Annotated in this window: 25 protein-coding genes; 13 read left to right on the top strand and 12 right to left on the bottom strand. The window is 64.3% G+C overall.

The window, feature by feature from the left end:
- Positions 1–28 precede the first annotated feature (28 nt).
- The 10 genes from AC0969_RS00210 to AC0969_RS00165 form a co-directional block, all read right to left on the bottom strand.
- Entirely contained in the window at positions 29–352 is a 324-nt protein-coding gene (locus tag AC0969_RS00210) for a plasmid stabilization protein (protein ID WP_479622114.1), read from the bottom strand.
- Positions 353–376: 24 nt separating this feature from the next.
- The gene (locus AC0969_RS00205) at positions 377–925 is read right to left on the bottom strand and encodes a DsbA family protein (protein ID WP_479622113.1); all 549 of its coding nucleotides are present in this window, start codon (positions 923–925) and stop codon (positions 377–379) included.
- Positions 922–1,380: an OsmC family peroxiredoxin gene (locus AC0969_RS00200; RefSeq protein ID WP_479622112.1), complete on the bottom strand. Its 459-nt coding sequence runs from the start codon at positions 1,378–1,380 to the stop codon at positions 922–924. Before AC0969_RS00200 ends, AC0969_RS00205 begins: the two co-directional genes overlap by 4 nt.
- A gap of 52 nt (positions 1,381–1,432) precedes the next feature.
- Positions 1,433–2,503 carry a flavodoxin family protein gene (locus AC0969_RS00195; RefSeq protein ID WP_479622111.1) on the bottom strand — a complete coding sequence of 357 codons (1,071 nt, stop codon included), beginning with the start codon at positions 2,501–2,503 and terminating at the stop codon, positions 1,433–1,435.
- A 225-nt stretch (positions 2,504–2,728) separates the two neighbouring features.
- Positions 2,729–3,703 (bottom strand): peptide ABC transporter ATP-binding protein, encoded by a 975-nt coding sequence (locus AC0969_RS00190; protein WP_479622110.1) that lies wholly within the window; start codon positions 3,701–3,703, stop codon positions 2,729–2,731.
- Positions 3,700–4,674 (bottom strand): ABC transporter ATP-binding protein, encoded by a 975-nt coding sequence (locus AC0969_RS00185; protein WP_479622109.1) that lies wholly within the window; start codon positions 4,672–4,674, stop codon positions 3,700–3,702. The genes AC0969_RS00190 and AC0969_RS00185 overlap by 4 nt, the downstream gene beginning before the upstream one ends.
- Before the next feature lie 18 nt (positions 4,675–4,692).
- A complete protein-coding gene (locus AC0969_RS00180; protein WP_479622108.1) occupies positions 4,693–5,598 on the bottom strand; it encodes an ABC transporter permease subunit in 906 nt (301 codons plus the stop codon).
- Complete coding sequence (locus AC0969_RS00175; RefSeq protein ID WP_479622107.1) at positions 5,595–6,620, bottom strand: ABC transporter permease subunit; 1,026 nt, start codon at positions 6,618–6,620, stop codon at positions 5,595–5,597. Before AC0969_RS00175 ends, AC0969_RS00180 begins: the two co-directional genes overlap by 4 nt.
- A gap of 70 nt (positions 6,621–6,690) precedes the next feature.
- On the bottom strand, positions 6,691–8,283 hold the full coding sequence (locus AC0969_RS00170) for an ABC transporter substrate-binding protein (protein WP_479622106.1): 1,593 nt from the start codon (positions 8,281–8,283) through the stop codon (positions 6,691–6,693).
- A 221-nt stretch (positions 8,284–8,504) separates the two neighbouring features.
- Complete coding sequence (locus AC0969_RS00165) at positions 8,505–9,392, bottom strand: LysR substrate-binding domain-containing protein (protein ID WP_479622105.1); 888 nt, start codon at positions 9,390–9,392, stop codon at positions 8,505–8,507.
- Between the two features lie 126 nt (positions 9,393–9,518).
- On the opposite strand from AC0969_RS00165, the gene AC0969_RS00160 reads away from it, so the two are divergent.
- The 8 genes from AC0969_RS00160 to AC0969_RS00125 all read left to right on the top strand — a co-directional run bounded on the left by AC0969_RS00160 (position 9,519) and on the right by AC0969_RS00125 (position 18,305).
- Positions 9,519–10,490, top strand: a complete 972-nt coding sequence (locus AC0969_RS00160; protein WP_479622104.1) for a Bug family tripartite tricarboxylate transporter substrate binding protein — start codon at positions 9,519–9,521, stop codon at positions 10,488–10,490.
- A 79-nt stretch (positions 10,491–10,569) separates the two neighbouring features.
- Positions 10,570–11,331, top strand: a complete 762-nt coding sequence (locus AC0969_RS00155) for an SDR family NAD(P)-dependent oxidoreductase (RefSeq protein WP_479622103.1) — start codon at positions 10,570–10,572, stop codon at positions 11,329–11,331.
- Between the two features lie 10 nt (positions 11,332–11,341).
- On the top strand, positions 11,342–12,994 hold the full coding sequence (locus AC0969_RS00150) for a (2,3-dihydroxybenzoyl)adenylate synthase (protein WP_479622102.1): 1,653 nt from the start codon (positions 11,342–11,344) through the stop codon (positions 12,992–12,994).
- A 34-nt stretch (positions 12,995–13,028) separates the two neighbouring features.
- Complete coding sequence (locus AC0969_RS00145) at positions 13,029–13,871, top strand: amidohydrolase family protein (RefSeq protein ID WP_479622101.1); 843 nt, start codon at positions 13,029–13,031, stop codon at positions 13,869–13,871.
- Complete coding sequence (locus tag AC0969_RS00140) at positions 13,871–15,493, top strand: carboxylesterase/lipase family protein (RefSeq protein ID WP_479622100.1); 1,623 nt, start codon at positions 13,871–13,873, stop codon at positions 15,491–15,493. Before AC0969_RS00145 ends, AC0969_RS00140 begins: the two co-directional genes overlap by 1 nt.
- Positions 15,494–15,498: 5 nt before the next feature.
- Entirely contained in the window at positions 15,499–16,713 is a 1,215-nt protein-coding gene (gene pcaF / locus AC0969_RS00135) for a 3-oxoadipyl-CoA thiolase (protein ID WP_479622099.1), read from the top strand.
- A gap of 9 nt (positions 16,714–16,722) precedes the next feature.
- Positions 16,723–17,523: a crotonase/enoyl-CoA hydratase family protein gene (locus tag AC0969_RS00130; RefSeq protein WP_479622098.1), complete on the top strand. Its 801-nt coding sequence runs from the start codon at positions 16,723–16,725 to the stop codon at positions 17,521–17,523.
- 8 nt (positions 17,524–17,531) lie between these two features.
- Positions 17,532–18,305: an enoyl-CoA hydratase-related protein gene (locus tag AC0969_RS00125; RefSeq protein WP_479622097.1), complete on the top strand. Its 774-nt coding sequence runs from the start codon at positions 17,532–17,534 to the stop codon at positions 18,303–18,305.
- Positions 18,306–18,315: 10 nt separating this feature from the next.
- Here AC0969_RS00125 and AC0969_RS00120 read toward each other — a convergent pair whose 3' ends face one another.
- The gene (locus tag AC0969_RS00120; protein WP_479622096.1) at positions 18,316–18,696 is read right to left on the bottom strand and encodes a hypothetical protein; all 381 of its coding nucleotides are present in this window, start codon (positions 18,694–18,696) and stop codon (positions 18,316–18,318) included.
- 359 nt (positions 18,697–19,055) lie between these two features.
- Here AC0969_RS00120 and AC0969_RS00115 point away from each other — a divergent pair, with 359 nt between their 5' ends.
- Positions 19,056–20,039: an aldo/keto reductase gene (locus AC0969_RS00115; protein WP_479622095.1), complete on the top strand. Its 984-nt coding sequence runs from the start codon at positions 19,056–19,058 to the stop codon at positions 20,037–20,039.
- A 15-nt stretch (positions 20,040–20,054) separates the two neighbouring features.
- On the opposite strand, the gene AC0969_RS00110 is transcribed toward AC0969_RS00115, so the two are convergent.
- Positions 20,055–21,065 (bottom strand): LacI family DNA-binding transcriptional regulator, encoded by a 1,011-nt coding sequence (locus AC0969_RS00110; RefSeq protein ID WP_479622811.1) that lies wholly within the window; start codon positions 21,063–21,065, stop codon positions 20,055–20,057.
- A 77-nt stretch (positions 21,066–21,142) separates the two neighbouring features.
- Between AC0969_RS00110 and AC0969_RS00105 the strand changes: the two genes are divergently transcribed.
- The 4 genes from AC0969_RS00105 to AC0969_RS00090 all read left to right on the top strand — a co-directional run bounded on the left by AC0969_RS00105 (position 21,143) and on the right by AC0969_RS00090 (position 25,081).
- Positions 21,143–21,505 (top strand): phosphomannose isomerase type II C-terminal cupin domain, encoded by a 363-nt coding sequence (locus AC0969_RS00105; RefSeq protein ID WP_479622094.1) that lies wholly within the window; start codon positions 21,143–21,145, stop codon positions 21,503–21,505.
- A gap of 94 nt (positions 21,506–21,599) precedes the next feature.
- A complete protein-coding gene (locus AC0969_RS00100; protein ID WP_479622093.1) occupies positions 21,600–22,007 on the top strand; it encodes a YchJ family protein in 408 nt (135 codons plus the stop codon).
- Positions 22,008–22,328: 321 nt separating this feature from the next.
- Positions 22,329–23,348 carry an ABC transporter substrate-binding protein gene (locus AC0969_RS00095; RefSeq protein WP_479622092.1) on the top strand — a complete coding sequence of 340 codons (1,020 nt, stop codon included), beginning with the start codon at positions 22,329–22,331 and terminating at the stop codon, positions 23,346–23,348.
- Entirely contained in the window at positions 23,345–25,081 is a 1,737-nt protein-coding gene (locus tag AC0969_RS00090) for a diguanylate cyclase (RefSeq protein ID WP_479622091.1), read from the top strand. The genes AC0969_RS00095 and AC0969_RS00090 overlap by 4 nt, the downstream gene beginning before the upstream one ends.
- Positions 25,082–25,242: the final 161 nt, after the last annotated feature.

Raw genomic sequence — 25,242 nt, 5'->3', positions numbered from 1 at the left:
CGTGCCCCTCCACTTGCGGTGCAGGCACTTACCGCTGTAAGGCGGCTTCCAGCGCGGCCTTGTTCATTTTGGAGCGGCCCTTGATGCCATGCTGGCGGGCCTCGTTGCGCAGTTGCAGCAGGGTGCGGCCACCCGGCCCCTTGTGCGAGCGCAGGCCGCCGCGTCGGCTGGCGGACATGTCGTTGAGCGACGAAGCGCTGGCCGTTACCGACTCACCGTGCTGCGCCCGCTCTTTGTTCACGACGCGGGCCGCGATTTCCTCGGCCAGGGGCTCGGACTTGCCGCGCTCCAGCAGGCTGGTTTTGATGTGCGCGTATTGGCGTTCGCGCTTGGCACTCCAGGCTTTGGGCATATGGGCTCCTTTGGGACTTGGCGCTCAGTGGCCGTTTAACGCCGCATGGACCGCCTCGGTGAGTTTGTTGATACCAAACGACACATCGAGCAACGCGTCGTTGAGGAAAAAGGTCGGCGTGGTGCGCACGCCGCTGCGGTCGCCTGCGCGGCGGTGCTCTTGCACCCGCTGGGTGTAGATGCGGTCGTTCATCTCGCCGTGGTAGCGCAGCATGTCCAGGCCGATGGATTCGGCGTAACCCGCCAGCGCGGCGGCATCCAGATGCTGCTTTTGGGCAAACAGCAGGTGGTGCATGGGCCAGAACTGGCCTTGCGCGGCAGCCGCTTCGGCGGCCTCGGCGGCCAGTTCGGCGTGCGGATGTATTTCGACCAGCGGGTAGTGCCTAAACACAAAGCACAGGCTGTGGCCCTCGGTGTCGAGCAGGTGCCGCACCAGCGGCTCGGCCTGGATGCATGCGGGGCATTCGTAGTCGCCGTATTCCAGCAGCGTGAGCTTGGCATCGGGGTCGCCCAGTAGGTGGTCGGCGGCGGACAGGCCTGCCTCGGTGGGCTCGTTGGTGTCCATTGGGTTCATGCTGCCACCTTCGCCGTGCGGGGCAGCAGGGTGGCTTGCAGGCTGATCTCGGGCACGCTGGCCAGGGCTTTGGACAAGGGACAGTCGCTCTTGGCGGCCAGCGCCAGTGCCTGGAACTGCGCTTCCTCCAGGCCGGGCACGCTGGCTTGCAAGGTCAACGCGATCTTGTCGATCACAAACCCCTCGCCTTGCTGCACCAGGCGCACCTGGGCTTGGGTGTCCACCGTGGCGGTGGCAAAACCCGCTTTGTCGCAGGCGAAGGAAAACGCCATAGTGAAGCAGGCCGCATGGGCCGCCGCCAGAATTTCCTCGGGGTTGCTGCCCTTGCGGTCGTCTTCAAACCGGCTGCCAAAGCCGTAGGGGTAGATCTTGAGTGCGCCGGTTTCGGTGCTGATCTGGCCCAGGCCTTTTTTGCCGGGGCCCTCCCAGTGGATAGAGGCGGTTTTTTCGATCATTGGGTGTCCTTTCGGGTGGGTTGGGGGAGTGGGTGGGCGTTGCGCAGGGGCATCACTTGGGCCGGGGTGGCTTTAAAGGCTTACCGGGAGGGGTGAGCTGGCCCACCCGCAGTTGCTGTACCGCCGTGGCCACCGAGCGCGCCACGTTGCGCACTTCTTCTTGCACCGCCTCGTCTTTGTCCAGCACATCGTGGCTGTTGTAGTAGGGCGCGTAGTAGCCGATGTAGCGGTCTAGCTTGGCGGCCGCACCGGCATCGACCATGCCCATCCACTCCAGCCAGTCGGTCAGGTTGCGGCGGTGGTCTTCTACGCCCGCCACATCGCCGTGTACCACCACGCCAAATGCCCGCCCGGCGATGTGTTTGGGGTAGTTCCAGCCGTTTTGTTCGATGCTTTTGGCTTCGGCTACATGCTTGCCGTGGGTGGTGGTGGGGTCGGGGTTGCCGCCGTCGGCGCAGACCATGCGGTCGATCATCAACTTCAAGGGGCTGGGCGACTGGTACCAGTAGGTGGGCGCCAGGATGATGACGGCGTGCGCGGCCACCCAGCGCTCGTAGATTTCGGCCATCCAGTCGTCCGCCTGGTCGAGCGCATGGTTGGGGTAGCAGGTGCACGGCCAATGGCACAGCGGCATCGCGCTGGACACGCAGCCTTTGCAGGGGTGGATGCTGCGTCCGTATTCCGAGGTAACCAGGCTCAGGTCGAGCACATCGGTTTCCATGCCTTGCGCCTGTAACACCTGTTGGGCCAGCTGGGTCAAGCGCCAGGTCTTGGATATCTCGCCCGGGCAGGTGCCATCGTTGCGGGCGCTGCCGCAGACCAGCAGCACGCGCGATGGCGTGGCGCTGTCTTGCCAGCGCTGCTGCGCGGTGCGTAAGCGGGTGTAGGTGTCTAGCCACTGCACCGATATTTTGTAGGTTGGGTCGGCAAAGCCGGGCCCCGCAGGCTGGGTGATGGGTGCCTTGCGGCCCTCTTGCACGGCCAGCCAGGCAATCTCTTCCAGCCGGGCAATCGCCTCGCTTTCCACGGCAAAAGCCGGGTCGTAATACCGCAGGGTGAAGCGTTCGTGGAAGGCTGCACGCGTCAGCGGCGCGGGGGCCTGCCCGGTTCGAATCGTGGTCATCGCAGATCCTTGGTGTAGCGGCCCCATGCGCGTGGCAAGCGCGGGCCGTGAACAGCATGGTTGCAGCACCTGCCGATGGGGTCTGTGCGGCAGCGCACACAGCCCGGTGCCCCAAGCGATCAGCGGCAGTAAAGCGACCTGCACCGGTCTACACAGGAGCCCTTAGTATCGCTATGTAATCAATAGCTGCATGCGCATGTGGAATATGCGCTAGAGGCTTATTTCTTATGTATTTATGCTCTCTGCATGGTGGCAAGCCACCTCGCGGCCTAGCAGCGGGCGCAGCAAAGGCTCTTCCGCCGAACAGCGTGGGCTGGCGTGCGGGCAGCGCTTGTGGAAGGCGCAGCCGCTGGGCGGGTTGAGCGGGCTGGGTAGCTCGCCGGTGATCTTGATCTTCACCCGGCGCTGGCTGCGGTCGATCGACGGCGTGGCCGACAGCAGGGCTTGCGTATACGGGTGCAGCGGGCGCGCGAAGACCAGGCCCTTGGCCCCCACTTCGACGGCGCGGCCCAGGTACATCACCATCAAATCGTTGGCCACATGCTCCACCACGGCCAGGTTGTGCGACACAAATACGTAGGCGGTGTTGAACTCTTCTTGCAGGTCCATGAACAGGTTTAGCACCTGGGCCTGGATGGACACGTCAAGTGCCGATGTGGGCTCGTCGGCCACCAAGATTTTGGGCTGCAAGATCATGGCCCGGGCGATGGCGATGCGCTGGCGCTGGCCGCCGGAGAACATGTGCGGGTAGCGCTGCGCAAACTCAGGCCGCAGACCCACGCGGCGCATGGTGTCATGGACCTTGGCGGTGCGCTCGGCGGCGGTCAGTTTTGTGTTGAGTAGCAGCGGCTCGGCCAGCTGGTCGATGATCTTCTGGCGCGGGTTCAGCGAGGCGTAGGGGTTTTGGAACACCATTTGCACCTTGCTGCGCATGGCTTTGCGCTGGGCCGCGTTGGCGGTATCCAGCGGCTGGCCGTCCATCACCAGCGTGCCGGAGGTGGGAGCTTCGATCAGCGTGAGTGCGCGGGCCAGCGTGCTTTTGCCGCAGCCGGATTCGCCCACCACGGCCAGGGTTTTACCGGCTTGCAACTGGAAGGAAATGCCGTTCAACGCCTTGACCTGCAGCTTGGGCTTGAAGGTGCCTTGGCTGACGGCGTAGTAACGGGTGAGGTTCTTTGCCTCTAAAACGATAGTGCTCATGCTGCCACCTCCGCATTCAGCGGAAAGAAGCAGCGCACGGCATCGACCTTGTGCGCGGTGAGCGCCGGGCGCTCGGTGGTGCAGCGGTCTTGCACGCGGGGGCAGCGCGGCGACAGCAGGCAGCCTTTGGGGCGGTCGTATTGGCCGGGCACCATGCCCTTTAAGGTGCTGAGGCGGCGCGCGCCGTGGCTGCGTTCGGGCACGGCTTGCAGCAGTGCGTCGGTGTAGGGGTGGGCGGGGTGGTCGAACAGGCGCTCCACGCTCCCGGTTTCCACCACCTGCCCGGCGTACATCACGGCCACGCGGTGCGCTACCTCGGCCACCACGGCCAGGTCGTGGGTGATCATCACCAGGGCCATGTTGTGGGCTTTTTGCAGGTTTACCAGCAGGTCCATGATCTGCGCCTGGATGGTTACGTCGAGGGCGGTGGTGGGCTCGTCGGCGATCAACAGGCGCGGCTTGCAGGCAATGGCGATGGCAATCATCACCCGCTGGCTCATGCCGCCCGAGAGCTGGTGCGGGTACACGCCCAGGCGACTTTTGGCGGCGGGGATTTCCACCATCTCCATCAGCTCCACGGCGCGGGCGGTGGCCGCTGCACCGCGCAGGCCCATGTGCTGCTTCAGCACTTCGATGATCTGGTAGCCCACGGTGAAGCTGGGGTTGAGCGAGGTCATGGGGTCCTGGAAGATCATCGCCATGTCTTTGCCCAGCAACTTGCGGCGCTGCGCGGGGCTGATCTTCAGCAGGTCCTGGCCGTCGAAGTTCAGGGTGTCGGCGGTGATACGGCCCTGGCCGTCGAGCAGGCCCATCAAGGCCATCATGGTGACCGATTTGCCAGAACCGGATTCGCCGACGATGCCGACGATTTCGCCTTGCGAGATAGACAGGTCCAGTCCGTCTACCGCCCGGAAAGCCCGGCCTAGTGGGCCGAACTCGACCGAGAGATTTTGAATAGTGAGCAATGCCATCGTGGTTCTTGTTAGTTTTTATGCAGCGGTTTTTAGCTTCGGATCGAGCGCGTCGCGCAGGCCGTCGCCCATCAGATTGATGGCCAGCACCGAGAACAGAATCGTCAGGCCGGGCAGGGTGACGACCCACCAGGCGCGCTCGATGTAGTCGCGGGCAGAGGCCAGCATGGTGCCCCACTCGGGCGCGGGCGGTTGCACGCCCATACCCAGAAAACCCAGGGCCGAGATTTCCAAAATGGCGGCCGAGAATCCCATCGTGGCGTGCACGATCAGCGGGGCCATGCAGTTGGGCAGCACGGTCACAAACATGACCCGCAGCGTGCCCGCGCCCGACAGCCGGGCGGCGGTGACGTAGTCGCGGTTCAGCTCGGTCATGGCCGAGGCGCGGGTGAGCCGCACGTAGGCGGGCAGCGACACCACGGCAATGGCTACCAGCGCGTTGCCCAGGCCGGGGCCGAGGATGGCCACAATCGCCACCGCCAGCAGCAGGGCGGGCAGGGCCATCATGATGTCCATAGCGCGCATGACGATGGAGTCCAGCGCACGGCCAAAAGTGGCCGCCACCAGCCCCAGCACTACGCCGGGCACCAACGCCAGCAGCACCGAGCAGAAGCCGACAAACAGCGACAGCCGTGCGCCATGGATCAGGCGCGAAAGGATGTCGCGGCCCACTTCGTCGGTGCCCAGCAGGAACTGCGCGTTGCCCCCGGCCTGCCAGACGGGCGGGGTGAGGAAGTGGTCGCGGAACTGCTCGATCGGGTCGTGCGGGGCCACCCAGGGGGCCAGCAGCGCAGCGATGCAGACGATGGCCATGAAGCCCAGGCCAATGACGGCGCCGGTGTTTTTGGAGAACCCGCGCCAGAATTCCAGCAGGGGCGAGGGCGGGGTGAAGTCGGGCTCCACCAATGCGGTGCTTGCGTTCATTTGTTTCTAATCCGTGGATTCGCCACGCCATAAAGAATGTCAACGATGAAATTGGTCACGATGACCAGCGTGGCCACCAGCAAGATGCCGCTTTGCACCACGGGGTAGTCGCGCCGCCCAATCGCGTCGATCAGCCATTTACCGATGCCGGGCCAGGAGAAGATGGTTTCGGTCAGCACCGCGCCGCCCATCAGCGTGCCCACTTGCAGGCCAATTACCGTGAGCACCGGAATCAACGCATTGCGCAGGGTGTGGATGAACACCACGCGGGTGGGCGACAGGCCCTTGGCGCGGGCGGTGCGCACATAGTCTTCGCGCAGTACTTCCAGCATGCTGGAGCGCGTCATGCGGGCAATCACCGCCAGCGGAATGGTGCCCAGCACGATGGTCGGCAGGATCAGGTGACGGGCGGCATCCCACAGCGCCCCGGCGTTCAGGCTGGGGTCGGCCCGCTCGGCGCGCCAGGCGTCGATCAGCATGAAGCCGGTGTCGGGCGGGATGTCGAAGGCCAGGTCGATGCGGCCGGACACCGGGGTCCAGCCCAGCCCGCTGGAGAACACCATGATCAGCACCAGGCCCCACCAGAAGATCGGCATGGAGTAGCCGGTCAGCGCCACCGTCATCACCCCGTGGTCTAAAAACGAGCCGCGTTTTACCGCCGCCGTGACCCCGGCCACGATGCCCAGCACCAGCGCAAACAGCAGGGCCATCAGCGCCAGCTCTAGCGTGGCGGGGAAGAGGATTTTGAATTCGGTCCACACGGGGGTTTGGGTTTTGAGCGATGCACCCAGGTTGCCTTGCAGCAGCTGGCCCAGGTAGTGGGCGTACTGCACTGGCAGCGGCTGGTCTAGCCCCAGCTGCTTCAAGGCGGCGGCGTGCATCACCGGGTCAATGGTGCGCTCGCCCATCATCACTTCGATGGGGTCGCCGGGGACCATGCGGATCAGCGAAAAGGTCAGCAGCGTGATGCCCAAAAAGGTGGGCACCAGCACGGCGAGGCGTTTGAGAATATAGAAAAACATAGGGCGCTTAAAACGAAACAAGGTGGCGAAACGGGCTCGCCACCTTGCTTTTAGTCCAACACAGAAGGGCTTACTTGTTGCTCACACCGGCGAAGTCAAACACGGCAAACGGGCTGATTTTTAAACCCTCCACGCCCTTGGTCATGGGCAGGCTGACGGTGGAGTGGGCGATGGTGGACCAGGGCAGGTCGCGCTTGAAGACTTCTTGCGCCTTCATGTACAGGGCGGTGCGCTCTTTGGGGTCCAGGCTGTTGCGAGCCTTCAAGACCATGCCGTCAAACTCTTTGCTGCAATAGCGCGAGTAGTTGGAGCCGTTCACGGCCTCGCAGGTCAGCAGCACGCCCAGGAAGTTGTCGGGGCTGGCGTAGTCGCCGCTCCAGCCGACCAGGCCGGCTTCGTGCTCACCGGCCTTCATGCGCTTGAGGTATTCGCCCCATTCGTAGCTGACGATCTTGGCTTTGACACCGATCTTGGCCCAGTCGGCCTGGATCATTTCGGCCATCAGCTTGGCGTTGGGGTTGTAGGGGCGCTGCACCGGCATGCTCCACAGGGTGATCTCAAAGCCATCGGGGTAACCGGCTTTTTTCAGCAGGGCTTTGGCTTTTTCGATGTCCATCGGGGGGTTCTTCAAAGCCGGGTTATACGACCACAGCGACGAGGGGAAGGGGTTGGTGGCTTCCTGGCCCTGGCCCTGGTAGACCGCGTCGATGATGGCCTTGCGGTTGATGGCCATGTCGAGTGCCTGGCGCACTTCGAGCTTGCCGGTGGTGGGCTTTTCGGTGTTGTACGAGAGGTAGCCGATGTTGAAGCCGGGGGCGGTAATCACCTTCAGCTTGGGGTCGGCTTTGAGGCTGGCCAGGTCTTGCGGCTTGGGGTAGGACATGGCCTGGCATTCACCGGCCTTGATTTTCTGCACCCGCACCGATGCGTCGGTGGTGATGGCAAAAATCAGGTTGTCCAGCTTCACGTCTTTCGGGTTCCAGTATTCCTTGTTGCCCACGTAGCGGATTTGCGAATCCTTTTGGTAGCGCTTGAGGATGTAGGGGCCGGTGCCCACGGGCTGCTGGTTGATCAGCGCGGGCGTGCCAGCGGCCAGCAGCTTGGCGGCGTGCTCGGCGGACAGGATGGAGAACACCGGCATGGCGATCTTGGCCAGCAGGTCGGGGTCGGGCTTTTTCAGCAGAAAGACGACGGTGTTGTCGTCGGTTTTGCGCACCGAGGCGACGTTGCTGTCCAGGCCCGTGTCACCGGCGTAGGGGTACTGCGCGGGGTAGGCCTTGGCAAAGGTGTTGCCCTTGTCGAACATGCGCATGTAGGTGAACACCACGTCGTCGGCGTTGAAGGCACGCGTGGGGGTAAAGAACTCGGTGGTGTGGAACTTCACGCCCTTGCGCAGGTGGAAGGTGTAGGTCAGACCGTCGGGGGCGGAGTCATACGACTCGGCCAGGGCCGGGACCACCTTGGTGGTGCCACGCTCAAATTCGACCAGCCGGTTGAACAGCGCCATGCCGGCGGCGTCAAAGGTTTGCCCCGCCGTGTACTGCGCGGTGTCAAACCCCTCGGGGCTGGCCTCGGAGCAGTACACCATAGTGCCTGCGGCGTGGGATGCCAAAGCGGCGGCGGTCAGGCCCAAAGCCAGTACCAGTTTGCTCAAATTTTTCATGGTGCTCCAAAGATGTCAAAACGCTAAAGCAGACGTGCACTGCAATGGTGCTCGCAACGTGCGGCGCAGGGATGGGTAGATACCCCCAGCGTCTGCCCATGCCATTGTCAGCAGATTCCATGCCACGGGGGGAGTCTTTGTCGCAGAGGTGTCAGTGCTATAAAAAAAATAGCTGTTTGCGCTTGTCAAATAAGGGCTAGAGGCTTAAAAGACACATTATTTCAATGTCCATGCCTCAACAGCACATCGCACAAAAACTCGGCTGCTGGGGTTAGCGGCAGATCGGGGCGGCGCACCAGCACGATGGCCGGTGCGGGCAGCGTCTCGGTGATGTGCAGGGTCTGCAAGGTGTCGCGGGTCAGCGGAAATTCGCTCCACTGCACCGGCAGCATGGCCAGCAAATCGCTGTGCGCCAGCGCCACCATGATTGACATGGCCGAGCGCGCTTGCAGCACCACCTGCGGCGCGGGCAGGCCGTGGCTGGCGAACAGCCGGGCCAGGTCGTCTTCTGCGTCGTAATCCACCGCCGTGATGGCCCAGTCGGCCCCGGCCAGACCGTGCAGCGTGGTGGTGCCCGCCAACGGATGGCCTTTGCGACACACCACGGCGCGGGTGTTGTCAAACAGCTTTTGCACCGCCAGGCCAGGCGCGGGCGGATTGCGCGGTGCAGCGCCCAGGTAGAAGTCGATGGTGCCGTTGCGCAGCCCGCTTTCCACGTCGGGAAACAGGCCCTCTATCAGTTGCATGCGTACCTTGGGGTAGCGCTGGCGGAAGGCCTTGAGCGCATACGGCAACATGCCTACGTGCGGCATGATGGACAAGGCCAGCACCACAGTACCCCGGTCGTCGCCGCTGTGTTGGGCGATCTCGTCCAGCGCCCGCCGCGCCTCGTGGATCATGGTGCTGGCCCGCACATGGAAGCGCCGGCCCAGCTCGGTCAGCACCATACCGGTGGTTTCGCGCAGAAACACTGCGCCGCCCAGCTCTTTCTCCAGCGCGCGGATGCTGCGTGTTAGCGCAGGCTGCGGAATCTGCAAGCGCCGCGAGGCCGCCCGCAGGCTGCCATGCTCGACGATGGCCACCAAATGCTGCAATTGGTCGAGCTTCATGGTCGGGGCAGGGTGGGGGGATGCTGAAATCGAATCATGTTTTTGATTTTGCCATCTTTGGCGAATCGGATAGCCTGCCTACAGTGCAGCCAAGGCCACCAAAAATAGAGCCTATAGGAGACAAAAATGACTTTCAAAACCCTGCGCCGCAGCCTGCTGCTGGCGTCCCTGGCCCTCGCCTGCTTACCTAGCCTGGCCCAAACCTGGCCCACCAAACCGGTGCGCCTGATCGTGCCGCTGACCGCCGGGTCGGCGCCTGACGTGGTGGCCCGCTTGCTGGCCGACAAGCTGGGCACGCTGTGGGGACAGTCGGTGTTTGTGGAGAACAAGCCCGGCGCGGGCGGCATCCCCGGCATGTCTGCGCTGGCGCGCTTGTCGGGTGACGGGCACACCCTGGGCTTTGTGCCCGCTGCCATGGCCACTATTACGCCGCTGGTGTTCAAGAACCCGCAGTTCAACATCGACACCGAGCTACAGCCCATCGCCACCGTGGGCACCAGCCCGATGATGCTGGTGGCGCCCGCCAACGCGCCGTTTGCCAACCTGGCCGAGCTGGAGCGCTACGCCAAGGCCAACCCCGGCAAGGTCAACTTTGCCGCCGCGCAGCTCAATTCCTTACCGCACCTGGCAGGCGAGATGCTCAGCAAGACCGGTGGCATGGGCCTGTTCACCGTGCCGTACGCCGGGCCACCGGCTGCCATTACCGCCGTGATTGCGGGCGATGCCATGCTCACCGCCGACGGCCTGCCCGGCGTGCTGCAACACGTGAAAGGCGGCCGCCTGAAGGCACTGGCTGTAACTTCTGACAAGCGCCTGCCGGGTTTTGACAGTATTCCTACCGCTTCGGAGACCTACCCCGGCTACCTGGCGATGGGCTGGTTCCAGATCTTCGTGCCCACCGGTTTCCCCGCCGCGCAGACCGAGCGCGTCAGCCGTGACCTGAACCAGGTACTGCGCCAGCCCGAGGTGGTGGCGCAACTGCACGAGCTGGGCATCTACCCCCAGCAAAGCAGCCCGGCTTCGGCCAAAGAATTCTTCGCCAGCCAGCGGCTGCTGATGAAAAAGGTCGTGACCGACCTCGGCCTGCAGCCGCAGTAATTCCCTGTTTTCCGTTTTCCTAAACCCCGCGCAAGCCGGGGCGGGGACTCCCTTTGCCATCTACTTTTGAAAGACACGCATGACAACACGCAAAAAAGCCCTGGTCACCGGCGGTGCCACCGGCATCGGCCGCAGCGCGGTGCTGGCCCTGGCCCGCGCCGGGTTTGACGTGGCCATCAACTACGCCTCCAGCGCCCAGGCTGCGCAGGCCGTGGCCGCAGAGGCACAAGCCCTGGGGGCCCAAACCCTGCTGCTGCAATGCGACGTGAGCGACGACACGGCGGTGCGCGCCATGCTGCACACGATCGACGCGGCCTGGGGCCACCTCGACGGCCTGATCAACAACGCCGGCATCACCGCCACCTGGAAGGTGAAAGACCTGGAAAGCCTGGACCTGGACGAGTGGGACCGCACCTTTGCCGTCAACGTGCGGGGCAACTTCCAGGTCACCCGCGCCGCCGTGCCGCTGCTGAAAAAAGGCACCGAGCCCGCCATCGTCTTTACCGCCAGCATCGTCGGCCTGCGCCCCGGCCCGCAGCCGCTGCCCTATGCCGCCAGCAAGGCCGCCATCGTCAGCATGACCAAGATGCTGGCCTGGAACCTGGGCCCGGAGATCCGCGTCAATGCCGTCGCCCCCGGCTGGATGGAGGGCGAATGGATGGAACGCATGCTGGGCGACAAATACGACGACCTGATGGGCAAGCGCGCCAAGCTGACCCCGCTGCGCCGCTGCGTCACCGCCGACGACGTGGCCGAAACCATGCTCAACCTGCTCACCGCCAACCGCTTCGTCACCGGCGAGATTGTCGTCATCGACGGCGGCTTCACCAGCTCGACCTGAGGAGAACACCATGCTCGATGGATTTGTCCCCTTCCCTGAAGACTTCGCCCAGCGCTACCGGGCCCAAGGCTACTGGCGCGACCAGTCGCTGGCGCAAGAGTTCGCCACCGTGTTCGACACGTTTGGCGAGCGCACCGCGCTGGTGGACGGCGCGCGCCGCTATACCTATGCCGAGCTGGACCGGCACAGCAGCAACCTGGCGCTGAACCTGCTGGCGCTGGGCCTACAGCCGCAGGATCGGGTGATCCCCACGCTGCCCAACGTGGTCGAGTTCGTGGTGCTGTACTTTGCGCTGCAAAAAATCGGCTGCATCCCGATTGCCGCGCTGGTGACGCACCGCTTCACCGAAATCAGCCAGTTCACCCAACTGTCGCAAGCCCGTTGCTGCGTCTACCCCGAGCAGCTGGGCGACTTCCGCTTCGGCCCCATGGTCGAGCGGGTGCAGGCCGACCACGCCTGCCTGCAACTGCGCATCGTGCTGGGCCAGGCCGGGCCGGGCGAACATTCGCTGGTGGACTTGATCGAGCGCCCGGCCACGCTACCGCTGAGCACGCTGGACGCTATCGAGATTGACCCGGCCACGCCCTGCATCTTCCAGCTCTCGGGCGGCACCACCGGCATCCCCAAGCTGATTCCGCGCACCAACAACGACTACGCCTACAACTCCAAGGTGGCCGCCGAGGTGGCCGGGGTGACGGCTGACTCAGTGCTGCTGCTGGTGCTGCCCATCGCCCACAACCTGCCGCTGGCCTGCCCGGGCATACAGGGCTTCTTGTTCAACGGCGCCACGGTGGTGCTGCACGCCAACACCAAACCGGTGGAGATGTTTGCGCTCATCCAGCAGCACCGCGTCACGCACCTGAAAGTGGTGCCCGCGCTGCTGATCCGCCTTATTAACGACCCGGCGATTGGCGACTTTGATCTGACTTCGGTGCAGCAGATCCAGAGCGGCGGCCAGCGCATGCAGCCCGAGGTGCGCATCCGCACCCGCCAGCTGTTTGCCAACGCTTTTGTGCAAGAAAACTTCGGCATGAGCGAAGGCCTGCTGATGTTTGTGCGCCAGGGCGATGCCGAAGACGTGCTGCTGGAAACCTGTGGCCGCCCGGTCTGCGCCGATGACGAGGTCAAGCTGATTGACGACGAAGGCCACACCGTGCCCCAGGGCGAGGTGGGCGAACTGGCCTGCCGTGGCCCCTACACCCTGCGCGGCTACTACGGCGTACCCGAATACAACGCCCGCCAGTTCACCGCCGACGGCTTCTACCGATCCGGCGACCTGATGCGCCAGCACCCGTCGGGCAACTACATCGTGGAGGGCCGCAAAAAGGACCTGATCAACCGGGGCGGCGAAAAGATCAGCGCCGAAGAGGTGGAAAACCTGGTCCTCATGCACCCCGCCGTGCAGAACGTGGCCTGCGTGCCCATGCCGGACGCTGCGATGGGCGAAAAGATGTGCGCTTTTGTGGTGCTAAAGGCAGGCCAAGCGCTGACCCTGCCCGCGCTGGTGGCGTTTTTGCACACCCAGGAGATCGCCAAGTTCAAGCTGCCCGAGCGGCTGGAAATCTTGCCCGACTTCCCCGTGTCCACCTTCGGCAAGGTGTCCAAGAAGGCCTTGGGCGAAATGGTGGCTTTACAGATAAAAACCGAGTCCAACGCATATTAAACATGCGCAGGTAGCTATAAATTTAGGAGTAATTATGCGTATCATTGACCTGCACTGCTACCCCGGAACCCAAACCTGGATCGACGCCCAAGGCCCGTACCCCGAAGCCCTGGCCAGCTACTGGAAGCGCGACTGGGTGGCCAAGACCGAAGAGGACGTGATTGCCGAGTTCACCGCCGCCGGGGTGGACGCCTGCCTGGTGGCGCTGGACCTGGAAACCACGGTGGCCACCCCGCCGTGTACCAACGAATACGTGCACGGCATGTGGCAGCGCCACCCCCAGCGCGTCATCCAGTGCTGGGGTGCGGTGGAACCCGCCAAGGGCGAAATCGCCATCCGCCAGGTCAAGCAAGCCGTGACCGAACTGGGCTTCGTCGGCTTTCACTTCCACCCCATCATGCAGCACTTCGCCGTCAACGACCGGCGGCACTACGACCTGTTTGAAGAGATCAATGCACTGGGTGCGGCGGTTATGATCGACGTAGGCACCACCGGCATGGGCGCAGGCATGCCCGGCGGCCACGGCGCCCGCATCCGCCACGCCCACCCCGGTGCCATCGACGACCTGGCCGCCGACTTCCCCAATCTGAAAATCATCATGGCCCACCCCGGCTGGCCCTGGGTAGATGAGACCACCGCCGTGGCCCTGCACAAAGGCAATGTGTTCTGGGAGATGTCCGGCTGGGCGCCCAAGCACTTCCCCGGCAACCTCAAGGTCGACATTCGCGGCCGCCTGCAAGACAAGATCATGTTCGGCAGCGACTACCCCAGCCTGCCGTACGAACGCATCCTGCGAGAGTGGAGCGAGCTGGGCTACAAGCCCGAGGTGATGGAGAAAATCATGCACGGCAATGCCGAACGGGTGTTGGGGCTGTGATGCGGAATCCTTTACGCACTTTTTTCCCGGCATTGCTGGCGTCCTGGCTGGCCGTGGCTTGCGGCGGCTCTGATACCCCTTATGCCGCCGCGAACGATACCGTTGCCGTCACCGGCGGTACGCTGGCCGCCGCTTCGGAATCGACCGCCACTGCGCGTGTCTTCAAGGCCATTCCGTTTGCAGCGCCGCCGGTCGGTACTTTGCGCTGGGCCGCGCCCGCCGCCGTCGCCGCCTGGTCCGGTGTGCGCCGCAACGATGCGTTCTCTGCCGGTTGTTACCAGGGCAATCGGCCCTTTGGCCTGCCCGGCTCCATCCTCTACCAGCCTATCGACGCGCAAAGTGAAGACTGCCTGTACCTGAATGTTTGGACCGGTGCCGCCCGGGCCAGCGAGAAGCGCCCGGTGATGTTGCTGCTGCACGGCGGCGGCTACCAGCTCGGCGCGGGCTCGCAGGCCAACTACAGCGGCATTGGTTTGTCCCAGAAGGGCGCGGTGGTGGTTACGCTGAATTACCGCCTCGGCCCGCTGGGCTTTTTGGCGCACCCGGCACTCAGCGCCGAATCGGCCGACCGTGTCTCAGGCAATTACGCCCTGCTGGATGCGATTGCGGCCTTGAAATGGGTGCAGTCCAACATCGCCGCCTTTGGTGGCGACCCGGCCAACGTCACGCTGTACAGCGAGTCTGCTGGTTCGGGCCTGTCCAGCGTACTGCTGGGTTCGCCACTGGCGGCCAACCTGTTCCATAAGCTGGTGATCGAAAGCCTGGGCAGCCTGCCTGCCGGTACGCAGAACACCACCCTGGCGCAGGCCGAAGCCGCAGGCAGCACGTTTGCGGCGAATGTGGGTGCGGCAGACCTGGCCGCACTGCGCGGTAAGACACCGCAGCAGATCATGGTCGGGACCGGCTCGTTCATCGGCCCCATCGTCGACGGCGTGGTCTGGCCCGACCAGCTAGACCTGCTGTTGGCGCAAGGCAAGGTCCACGACGTGCCCCTGCTGCTGGGCTGGAACGCCGACGAGGGCACGCCATACCCGGCGTTTGCCACCACGCTGGCGGGCTACAACACCACGGCGGCGGCGCGCTACGGTGCTTTGGCCCCGCAGTTCAAGGCGGCCTACCCGGCGGCCAGCGACAGTGATGTGCTGGCCATGGCCTACCAGCCGATGCGCGACAGCCTGTTTGCCTGGCAGCCCTGGGCGCTGGCCCGCGCCCATGCGGCACAGCGCAAGTCCAGCACCTACCTGTACCACTTCAACCGCCGCCCGGCCTACCACGCCGACCAGACGTTCACCGAGCAAAATCCGCCTGCCAAGTACGGGGCCTACCACTCGCTGGAGCAGGTGTACTTCTACAACAACCTGGACCGCAGTGTGCCCACCCGGGCCTACGACACCACCGACCGGCGTATTGCCGAGGCGGCCTCCAGCTACCTGGTCAACTTTGCCCGCACCGGCAACCCGAACGGCGGTGATCTGGTGGCCTGGCCCGCGTTCACCGGGGCCAGCAGCCCGGCGCTGTTTATCGGCGACACCATCGCCCCGGCGGCGGTGCCGTTTCGCCCGGCGTTGGACTTCTTTGATGCCTTCTACACCCAGGCCCTCGGGCGGGCTTTGCCTTTTTAACCAGGATGCTTATGCACACCGCTTTTATCTGCAACGGCATCCGTACCCCGATTGGCCGCTACGGTGGCGCTTTGTCGGGCGTGCGCACCGACGACCTGGCCGCACTGCCGCTACAGGCCCTGGTGGCGCGCCATCCGGGCCTGGACTGGGACCGGCTGGAAGAGGTCTACATGGGCTGCGTCAACCAGGCAGGGGAGGACAACCGCAACGTGGCCCGCATGGCGGCGCTGCTGGCGGGCCTGCCGGTGACGGTGGCGGCCGCCACTGTCAATCGGCTTTGCGGCTCCGGCCTGGAGGCGATTGCCAGCGCGGCACGGGGCATTGCCGCTGGGCAGCTGGACCTGGCCATCGCCGGGGGCGTGGAGAGCATGAGCCGCGCGCCGCTGGTCATGCCCAAAGCCGCCACAGCGTTCTCGCGCCAGGCAGAAATCTATGACTCCACCATCGGCTGGCGCTTTGTGAACCCGCGCATGCAGGCCCTGCACGGCGTGGACGTGATGGGCGACACGGCGGAAAACGTGGCCCAGGCGCACGGCATTTCGCGGGCCGACCAGGACGCGTTTGCCCTGCGCAGCCAGCAGCGCTATGCCCGGGCCCAGGCGGCGGGCTGGTTCGACGGCGAGATCGTGCCCGTGGAAGTGCCGGGGCTGCGCAAGGGTGAAACGCTACGCTTCACCCAAGACGAGCACCCGCGTGCCGACACCACGCTGGACAGCCTGGCGCGCTTGAAACCTGCTTTTCGCACCGGTGGCACGGTGACGGCGGGCAATTCCTCCGGGGTTAACGACGGCGCTGCCGCCTTGCTGTTGGCCAGCGAAACCGGTGCCGCCCGCGCGGGGTTGGTGCCGCGTGCCCGCATCATCGGCATGGCCACGGCCGGGGTGGCTCCACGCGTGATGGGCATCGGCCCCGTGCCTGCCGTGCAAAAGCTGCTGTTGCAGACCGGGCTGGCGATAGGCGACTTTGACGTGGTCGAGCTGAACGAGGCGTTTGCCGCGCAGGGCTTGGCCGTGCTGCGCGCTTTGGGATTGCCGGACGACGGCGACCATGTGAACCCGCACGGCGGCGCCATCGCGCTGGGCCACCCGCTGGGCATGTCCGGCATCCGCCTAGCCCTGACGGCGCTGCGCCAGCTGGAGCACACCGGGGGCCGCCGTGCGCTGGTCACCATGTGCATCGGCGTGGGCCAGGGCATTGCGCTGGCCATCGAGAGAATTTAAGGAAACACCATGCACTCTGAACCCATCCTCTTCGAGCAGCGCGGTCCCATCGCGCTGCTGACCCTGAACCGCCCTGACACCCGCAACGCCCTCAGTGGCGAGGCCATGTTTGCGGCGTTTGAACAATTGTTTGATCGCTTGAACGGCGACCTGGGCATTCGCGCTGCCGTGCTCACGGGTGCGGGCAGCGCGTTTTGCTCGGGCGGCAACGTGGCCGAGATGCGCGACCGCACGGGCATGTTTGCCGGGTCGCCGGAGGAAATCGCCGCGAATTACCGGGCCGGTATCCAGCGCATTCCGCGTGCCTTCCAGGCCTTGCAAGTGCCCATCATTGCCGCCGTCAACGGCCCGGCCATTGGCGCGGGCAACGACCTGGCCTGCCTGTGCGACATCCGCATCGCCGCCAGCACCGCGCGCTTCGCCGAGAGCTTTGTGAAGGTCGGCATCGTGCCGGGCGACGGCGGCTGCTGGCTGTTGCCCCGGGTGGTGGGCGCGTCCATGGCGGCCGAACTGGCCCTGACCGGCGACACCATTGACGCCGCCGAGGCGCTGCGCATCGGCCTGGTGTCGCGCGTGGTGGCGCCCGATGCCCTGCTGGACACGGCACTGGCCTTGGCCGGCCGCATCGCCGCTAATCCGCCCCAGGTGCTGCGCTGGACCAAGCAACTGCTGCAACAGGCCCGCACCGGCACGCTGGACGCCGCGCTGGACACCGCAGGCGTGTTGCAAGGCCAGGCCCACCACACGGCAGACCATGCGGAGGCAGTGGCGGCCTTTTTTGAAAAACGTGCACCCGTGTTTGGCGGCTGAAAGCGGGTATGGACCCCATTCTTCTGGAAGAACACCCCGCCCCCGGCGTGGTGCTGCTGCGCCTGCACCGCCCGGCGGTGCTGAACGCGCTGAACCTGGCGCTGCGCCAAGCCCTGGCCGAAGCCTTCACCCGGCTGGATGCCGACGCGGCAGTGCGCGTGGTCATTTTGGCGGGCAGCGAGCGTGCCTTTTGCGCCGGGGCCGACCTGCATGAATACGTGGATGCCACCCCGCCCGAGATCATTGCCCGCCAGATGGACAAACTTTGGGGCGCGATCAGCAGCTGCCGCAAGCCGGTGATTGCCGCCGTGCGCGGCCATGCGCTGGGTGGTGGCTGCGAGCTGGCCATGCACGCCGACATCTTGCTGGCCGGGCAGGGCGCACGCTTCGGCCAGCCCGAGGTGCTGATCGGCCTGATGCCCGGCGGCGGCGCTACCCAGCGCCTGACCCGCGCCGTGGGTAAATTCCGCGCCATGCAGCTGCTGCTGACCGGCGCACCCATTACCGCCCAGGATGCCCTGGCGATGGGCTTGGCCAGCGAGGTGTTGCCCGATGCCGAGGTAGAAGCCCGTGCCCTGGCCCTGGCCCAGCAAATGGCCGCTGGGCCGCAGCAGGCGCTGCACTTCATCAAGGAGGCCGTGCTGCAAGGCATGCAGTTGCCGCTGGAGCAGGGCCTACAGTTCGAGCGCAAGTCGTTTCAGCTGCTGTTTGCCACGGCGGACAAGACCGAGGGCATCCGCGCCCGGCTGGAGAAGCGGGCGGCGCGGTTTAGCGGGCTGTGATGCGCCTGAATCAGGTGGGCGAAGGTATGCCCGCCATCAGGTTGTGCTTGTCAAACGCCTTGCGTGCCATGGCCACCAGCTGGTTTTCGGTGGGGTGGTCCACCACCTCGTAGCCCACGATCTGCGCGGCGATGAGAGGGCGGTGCTTTTCGGCGTAGTGCCGGAAGTCGGCCGTGGCGGTGTGCGAGCCGGTGACCAGCACCTGCTGGATGCCGTCCAGCGCGTCGCAGACTTCGCCGAAAAATGCGTGCTCGGTACGCACGGCGCTATTGTGCTGGGCGGTGGGGTGCTTGTGGGCCTGGATGCGCTGCGGCAGCACCTGCTCGGCATCAAATTGCACTACCAGGGCGGATTGGTGGTCGGTCAGGACGACGGCATGGAACAGAGGCATATCAAAGTTTCCTTATCGAAAATAGCGGCACAGGCCACGCAACGCAAAACACAGATGTCAAACGGTGTCGTGTTGCGCTGTTGGGCTCTGAGATGGGTTTCCATCATGGGCGTGGCGTAGCGGCTGGGTACTGATGCAGATCAAGGGTGGGCCAGCGCGTGTAACACCACACTAGGCGGGGCAGGCCGGGGCGTCTGTTCGTTAACCCACATAGGTGTGCATGGGTATTGCTATATAAATAATAGCTATTTATGCAGTATTCATATGCGTTAAATCCTTATTCGGCTTATATTGTTGATGCGACGCACTAATGCGCCGGTGGTGCGATACTGGTGCTCCAAAAACTATAGGAGACACCCATGCACTACCGCCCCCTTGGCCGCACCGGCTGGAACATCTCAACCGTCAGCTTCGGAGCCTGGGCCATTGGCGGCACCTGGGGCGAAGTAAGTGATGCCGAATCCATGGGCGCACTGCACCGCGCGCTGGACCTGGGCGTGAACTTCTTCGACAGCGCCGACGTGTACGGCGATGGCCGCAGTGAGCGCCTGCTGGCCCAGCTCAAACGCGAACGCAGCGAACCCTTCTACATAGCAACCAAGGCCGGTCGCCGCCTGAACCCCCACGTGGCGGGCGGCTACAACCGCGAGAACCTGACCGCCTTTGTCGAACGTAGCCTGACTAATCTGAACACCGACGCGCTTGACCTGCTGCAATTGCACTGCCCACCCACCGACGTGTACTACATGCCCGAAGTGTTTGGTGTGCTGGATGACTTGCAAAAAGCCGGCAAGCTGCGCCACTACGGCGTAAGCGTGGAGAAGGTCGAAGAAGCCCTGAAAGCCATCAATTTCCCCGGCGTGCAAACGGTACAGATCATCTACAACCTGTTCCGCCAGCGCCCGGCGGATTTGCTGTTTGCCGAGACCCAAAAGCGTGGCGTGGGCATTTTGGCGCGGCTGCCGCTCTCCAGCGGTTTGCTCAGCGGCAAGATGACGCTTGAGAGCCACTTTGAAGCCGATGACCACCGCCTGTTCAACCGCGAAGGGGCGGCCTTTGACAAGGGCGAAACCTTCTCCGGCCTGGACTATGCCGTGGGCTTGCAAGCCGTGGAAGCCATGCGCGCCCTGGTGCCCGAGGGCATGACGATGGCGCAAATGGCGCTGCGCTGGATCCAGATGCACCCGGCGGTGACGTGCAGCATCCCCGGCGGCAAACGCGCCGCGCAGGTGGCCGACAACGTGGCGGCGGCCGACTTGTCCGCTTTGAGCGACAGCACCATGCAGGCCCTGGCCGAGGTCTATGCCCGCTTCGCCAAGCCGCTGGTGCACCAGCGCTGGTAGGGCGCTGAATCGGCTCTAAACCCGTGGCCCGGTGCTGCTTTCGCGCACCACCAGTTGCACCGGGTGCATGCTCTCAGCGGTGCCGTGGCTGCCCTGCAATAGCCAGGCTACGGCGGCGCGGCCCAGGGCTTCTTTGTCTACCGCCACGGTGCTCAGCGGCGGGTGTGCGTTGGCGCTGGCCGCTATGCCGTCGTAGCCGCAGATGCCGATGTCCTCGGGCACGCGCAGCCCCTGGCGTTGGCAGCAGTGCAGGGCGGCCAGGGCGGTCATGTCGTTGTAGGCAAACACGGCATCCGGCGGGGTGGGCAGGGCCAGCAGCGCATCCATGCACTGGGTGGAGGCGGCCTGCGCGTCCAGCCCCTCGGGGTAGGCCACCACGTAGTCCGGGTCGGCCAGCACCTGGGCATCGAACAGGGCTTTGCGGTAGCCGCGCTCGCGCAAGCGGATGGAGTGGTGGTTCACCGGGCCCGAGATAAAAGCAATCCGCTGGTAGCCCCGCGCCAGCAGGTGCTGCACGGCGGCGTAGGCACCCGCATAGTTGTCGTCGTTGATGCAGGCAGCCAAGGGCGTGAAATGGTCTACCACCACCAGCGGCAGGCCGCAGCGCTGCACGGCTTGCAACAGTTCGGCCTCGAAATAGCCCGCGCAGACGATGGCGTGGGCCTCGTGGAGGCGCACCAGCTCGGCCACGTTTTGGCCAGGCCCCAGTGCGGCAAACGACAGGGCGATGTCCGCCGACCGGCAGGCATCCTCCACCCCATGCAGTACCGGTGCGTAAAACAGGTTGGAATGGGCGTTGTCGTGCTGCTTGTGCAGTAAAAAAAGCACCCGCCGCAAGCTTGGTTTGCGCAGATTGTCCAGGCCGTAGCCTAGCCGGGCGGCGACTTCCAGCACCTTGGCGCGGGTGGCCTCCGACATGCCTTGCTGGTTTTTGAGCGCCCGTGAGACGGTGCCGGGTGATACGCCTGCGGCTTGGGCAATGTCGCGGATCGTCATGCGGGTACGGGTGGTGGGAAGGGCTGCCAGTATAGCCAGTGCCGGAGGTTTGTTTAGTAAATTGATGGGTTTGACATTTGTTTACTAAACAATTTAGAATTGTTGCCATGTCCATCCCTCTACACCCTCCTGAACGCACCCACCGCCCCTGGGGCTGGTATGAAACCGTGTCGGAACACGTTGGCAACAAGATCAAACGCATCCAGGTGCTGCCCGGCCAGCAGCTCAGCCTGCAAAAACACCACCAGCGCTCCGAGCACTGGGTGGTGGTGCAGGGCACGGCCCGCGTCACGCTGGACGCACGGGAGTTTGACCTGGCCCCCGGTGGCCATTGCGACATCGCGGTGGGCCAGGTCCACCGCCTGGCGAACCTGACCACCGGGCCGGTGGAGATCGTGGAAGTGCAGTTTGGCGCGTACCTGGGCGAGGACGACATCGTGCGCCTGCAAGACGACTATGGGCGGTTGTGATGGGCGCTATATAAAAAATAGCTGAATGCCGTTGTCCAGTATGCGGTAGATGTGTTTTGCATTAGCATATCGACCCACTGGAATTTCTTCAAAAATGAACCATAAACCGCACCCCGCCCACGCTCCTTGTCCTTGCGATAGCGGCCTGCCGTATGCCGAGTGCTGCGGCCTTTGGCACACCGGCATGGCTGCCGGCCGCTACGCCCCTACGCCCGAGGCCTTGATGCGTTCGCGCTACAGCGGCTATGTACTGGGCCAGCTGGACTACCTGTTGTTCACCTGGCACGTGTCCACCGCGCCCGGCGATTTGGAGCTGCCGCCCGTCAAGTGGCTGGGGCTGGAGGTGCGCAGCGCGGTGGAGGCGGGCGATGCCGGTATCGTCGAATTCGTAGCCCGCTGCCGCGACGGTGGCAAAGCCCAGCGCATGCACGAAACCAGCCGTTTTGTGCGCCAGGACGGGCGTTGGTACTACATCGACGGGCAGATGCACGGGACCGAGTAGGGTGGGCGGGTCATCGCCGAAGGAGATGCTGCGCTATCACCGGGAGGTTGCACATACAGCGATGCGTGCTATTAAATAAGTAGCATTATCTGCACTCCATACAAGCGGTCGGCTTTGTTTTTGGTGCTTTACATTGCCATACAATTGCGCTTCCTGACTTGCAATGAAGGCCAGGGCCCCATGATCCGTCAATAGCCATTAACCAGAGTTTTCACATGGTGGTTCAGGCTGGTGTAATAGGGCTTGGCTAAAGTGAAATTGATGCGCCACTTCCCCTCTCTTTGTAATCCGTGGCCACCCTTGAATCGACGGCAGTTTGCTATGGCGGCTGTGGCGTGGGGGTCGTTGGCCACGAGTGCCCGGGCAGCCCACCCTGACACCCTGCGGGTGCTGGCCTGGGCCGGGTATGCCGACCCCGACATCGTTAAAACCTTCGAGCAGCGCATGCAATGCCGTGTCGAGGTCACGGTGATCGACTCCGATGTGGATCTGTGGCAAAAAATCAGCCAAGGCCCAAGCCCGTATTTCGATGTGTTTGCGGTCAATACCGCTGAGCTGCAACGCTATATCCGCCAGGGTATGGTGCAGCCCATCGCCACCCACACGCTACCCCATCTGGCGCGGCAATTGCCCCGGTTTCAAAACCGTGCGGGCATTCCCGGCCTGGTGCATGGCGGGGCCACCTACGCTATTCCGTACACTTACGCCGAGATGGGGTTGGTGTACGACCGCCAGCAAATCCCGCAAGCCCCCACCTCGATTGCTGCCCTGTGGGACCGACGCTACCAGGGCAAGATGATCGCCTACAACGCTGGCACGCATAATTTTTCCCTGGCCGCCTTGTCGCTGGGCCTGCCGTCGCCATTTCGTCTGGCCGACAGCAGCTGGTCACCGGCGGTGGAGCGGCTGATTGCGCTGCGCCGCAATGCGGGCGGTTTTTATACCCAGCCGGAGGAGTCGCTGGCCCTGTTCAAAAGCCGCCATGCTGCGCTGATGTTTGCCAACTACGGTCGCCAGCAGTTACAGATGTTCCGCGCGGCCGGGCTGGATGTGGGCTACACCATCCCCCAAGAGGGCGCGTTGGCCTGGCTAGACTGCTGGGCCATTCCGCGTGGAGCTCCCAATACCGCGCTGGCCACCGCCTGGATCAACTACCTGTTGGAGCCCGAGCCCGGCAATGTGCTGCTGACCCGGCAAGGTCTGGCCAATACCACTTCGGTCGGCCCGGATGAGGGCAGCAACCTGATTTGGCTGGAGCCGGTCGAAAACGACGCGCGGCGCAACCGGCTCTGGAGCCGTATCGTGGCCGGTGACCGCGCCAGCAAAGTGATGCTGCCATGAAGTTCGGTCTGCTCGCCAAGTTGGCTGTGCTGTTGGCGCTGGTGGGCGTGCTGGCGGCGGGGGTGACGGGTTTTTACACCTATGAGGCGAGCCGCGATCTGCTGGTGGATTCGGCCAAAAACAAGCTGCTCAATTCGGCCCAGGTGCTCTCCCGGCGCATGGATGTAGGCCGCGACGATGTTGCGCGCGAGCTGCAAGTGCTGGTCAACCACCCCGCAGCCCTGGCCAGTTTGCAGCCGCCCACGGCGGCATCGAACGCCCCGGCAGACGAATTGGCCACGCTGTTCCGGCTGGTCATGGCGGCCCATCCCGCCTACCTGCAACTGCGTTTGATCTCTGCCAGTGACTACGGATTGGAGCGGGTGCGGCTGGACCGCAGCAAGCTGTCCACGGTGCGCATCCAGGGCGACGATCTGCAAGAAAAAGGCCACTACGCCTATGTTGCAGAAACCCTCAAACTGCCTGCGGGTGCCACCTACGTGTCGCGCATCACCATCAACCACGAAATCAACGACGCAAGCCAGTCGACGGGCGGTGCTGGCCAGCCCACGCTGCAATTGGCCATGCCGGTGGTCGATGCCCAGGGCCGTGCGATCGGCGTGGTGGTGATCAACTACGGGCTCAACAGCCTGTTTGAGCTGCTATCGGCCGACCTGCCCGCCGCCTTGACCCTGATTCTGGCCAACACCGATGGTGACATCCTGGTCCACCCCGATGCCCGTAAAACCTTTGGCTTTGACCGGGGCCGCCGTGTGCTGCTGCAAGACGAGCTTCCCGATACCCGCAGCGTGGTGGAAGGCCGACAGACCCAGGTGGTGTTCGAGGCGCAAGACGATGGCACGGTCGCCGTCCCGGTGGTGGGTGCATTCATTACGCAAAGCACCAAAACCCCGCCCGATGAAGCCCGGCTGATCCTCGGCCTGGTCCAGCCCCGCAACCTGATATTGCAAGAAACCCGCGCGCTGGGGACCACGGTGCTGCAAATTGTGGTGGGCCTGTGTCTGGCCTGCGTGCTGCTGGCGATGCTGCTGGCCCGCGCCTGGACCCGGCCCATCAACGCCGTGACCGCCGCCGCCCAGCACTTTGCCAATGGCCTGCCGCCGGGCGACCTGCCCCTGTTGCGGCGGGACGAAATTGGCAGCCTGGCGCGCAGCTTTCAGCAGATGCACCAGCAAATCACCCAGCAACTGGCCGACCTGCACGACAACCAGGAAGAACTGGAACACATGGCCCAGCACGACATGCTGACCGGCCTGCCCAACCGCCGCCTGTTCCAGGAGCGGCTGGAGCAGGCCCTGGCCCACGCCCGCCGCTATGGCGAACCGGTGTGCCTGCTGTTCATCGACCTGGATGCATTCAAGACCATCAACGACGAACACGGCCACGACGCGGGCGACGAGGTGCTCAAAACCGTGGCCCAGCGCATGCAATACATGGTGCGTGAGGTGGATACCGTGGCCCGTTTAGGGGGCGATGAATTCGTGGTGCTGCTGGGGGCAGCGGTATCGCACGACCACTTGGCAGCCATCGCCAGCAAGCTGCTCGCCGCCGCCAAAGAGCCCATTCCCGCGCCGTCCCAGGTTCTGCGAGTCACTGCCAGCATCGGCATTAGCCGCTACCCGCAAGACGGCCAAACCGCCGCCGAGATACTGGCCACCGCCGACCAGGCCATGTACAACGCCAAACTGGCCGGGCGGGACAGCTACCGGTTCTTTTCCACCCCGGAGGCGTAAATCGTGGGTGGGATGTGCTCTTTTTAAAGCGTTATCCATGCAGACTGGGTCGATGGCCTGTTGTATGCTGCACAGCTCTTGACACCACACGCAGGCAGTGAACCGCTGGCCTTGTAAGAAAAACTTGCCGATTCGGGGCACCAGAGTCGGCACGCTATGGA

It is taken from the genome of Rhodoferax sp. LB1P47 (assembly GCF_056521445.1).
The sequence above is the reverse complement of the archived record's forward strand: the minus strand, read 5'-3'. Positions and strand labels throughout refer to the sequence as shown.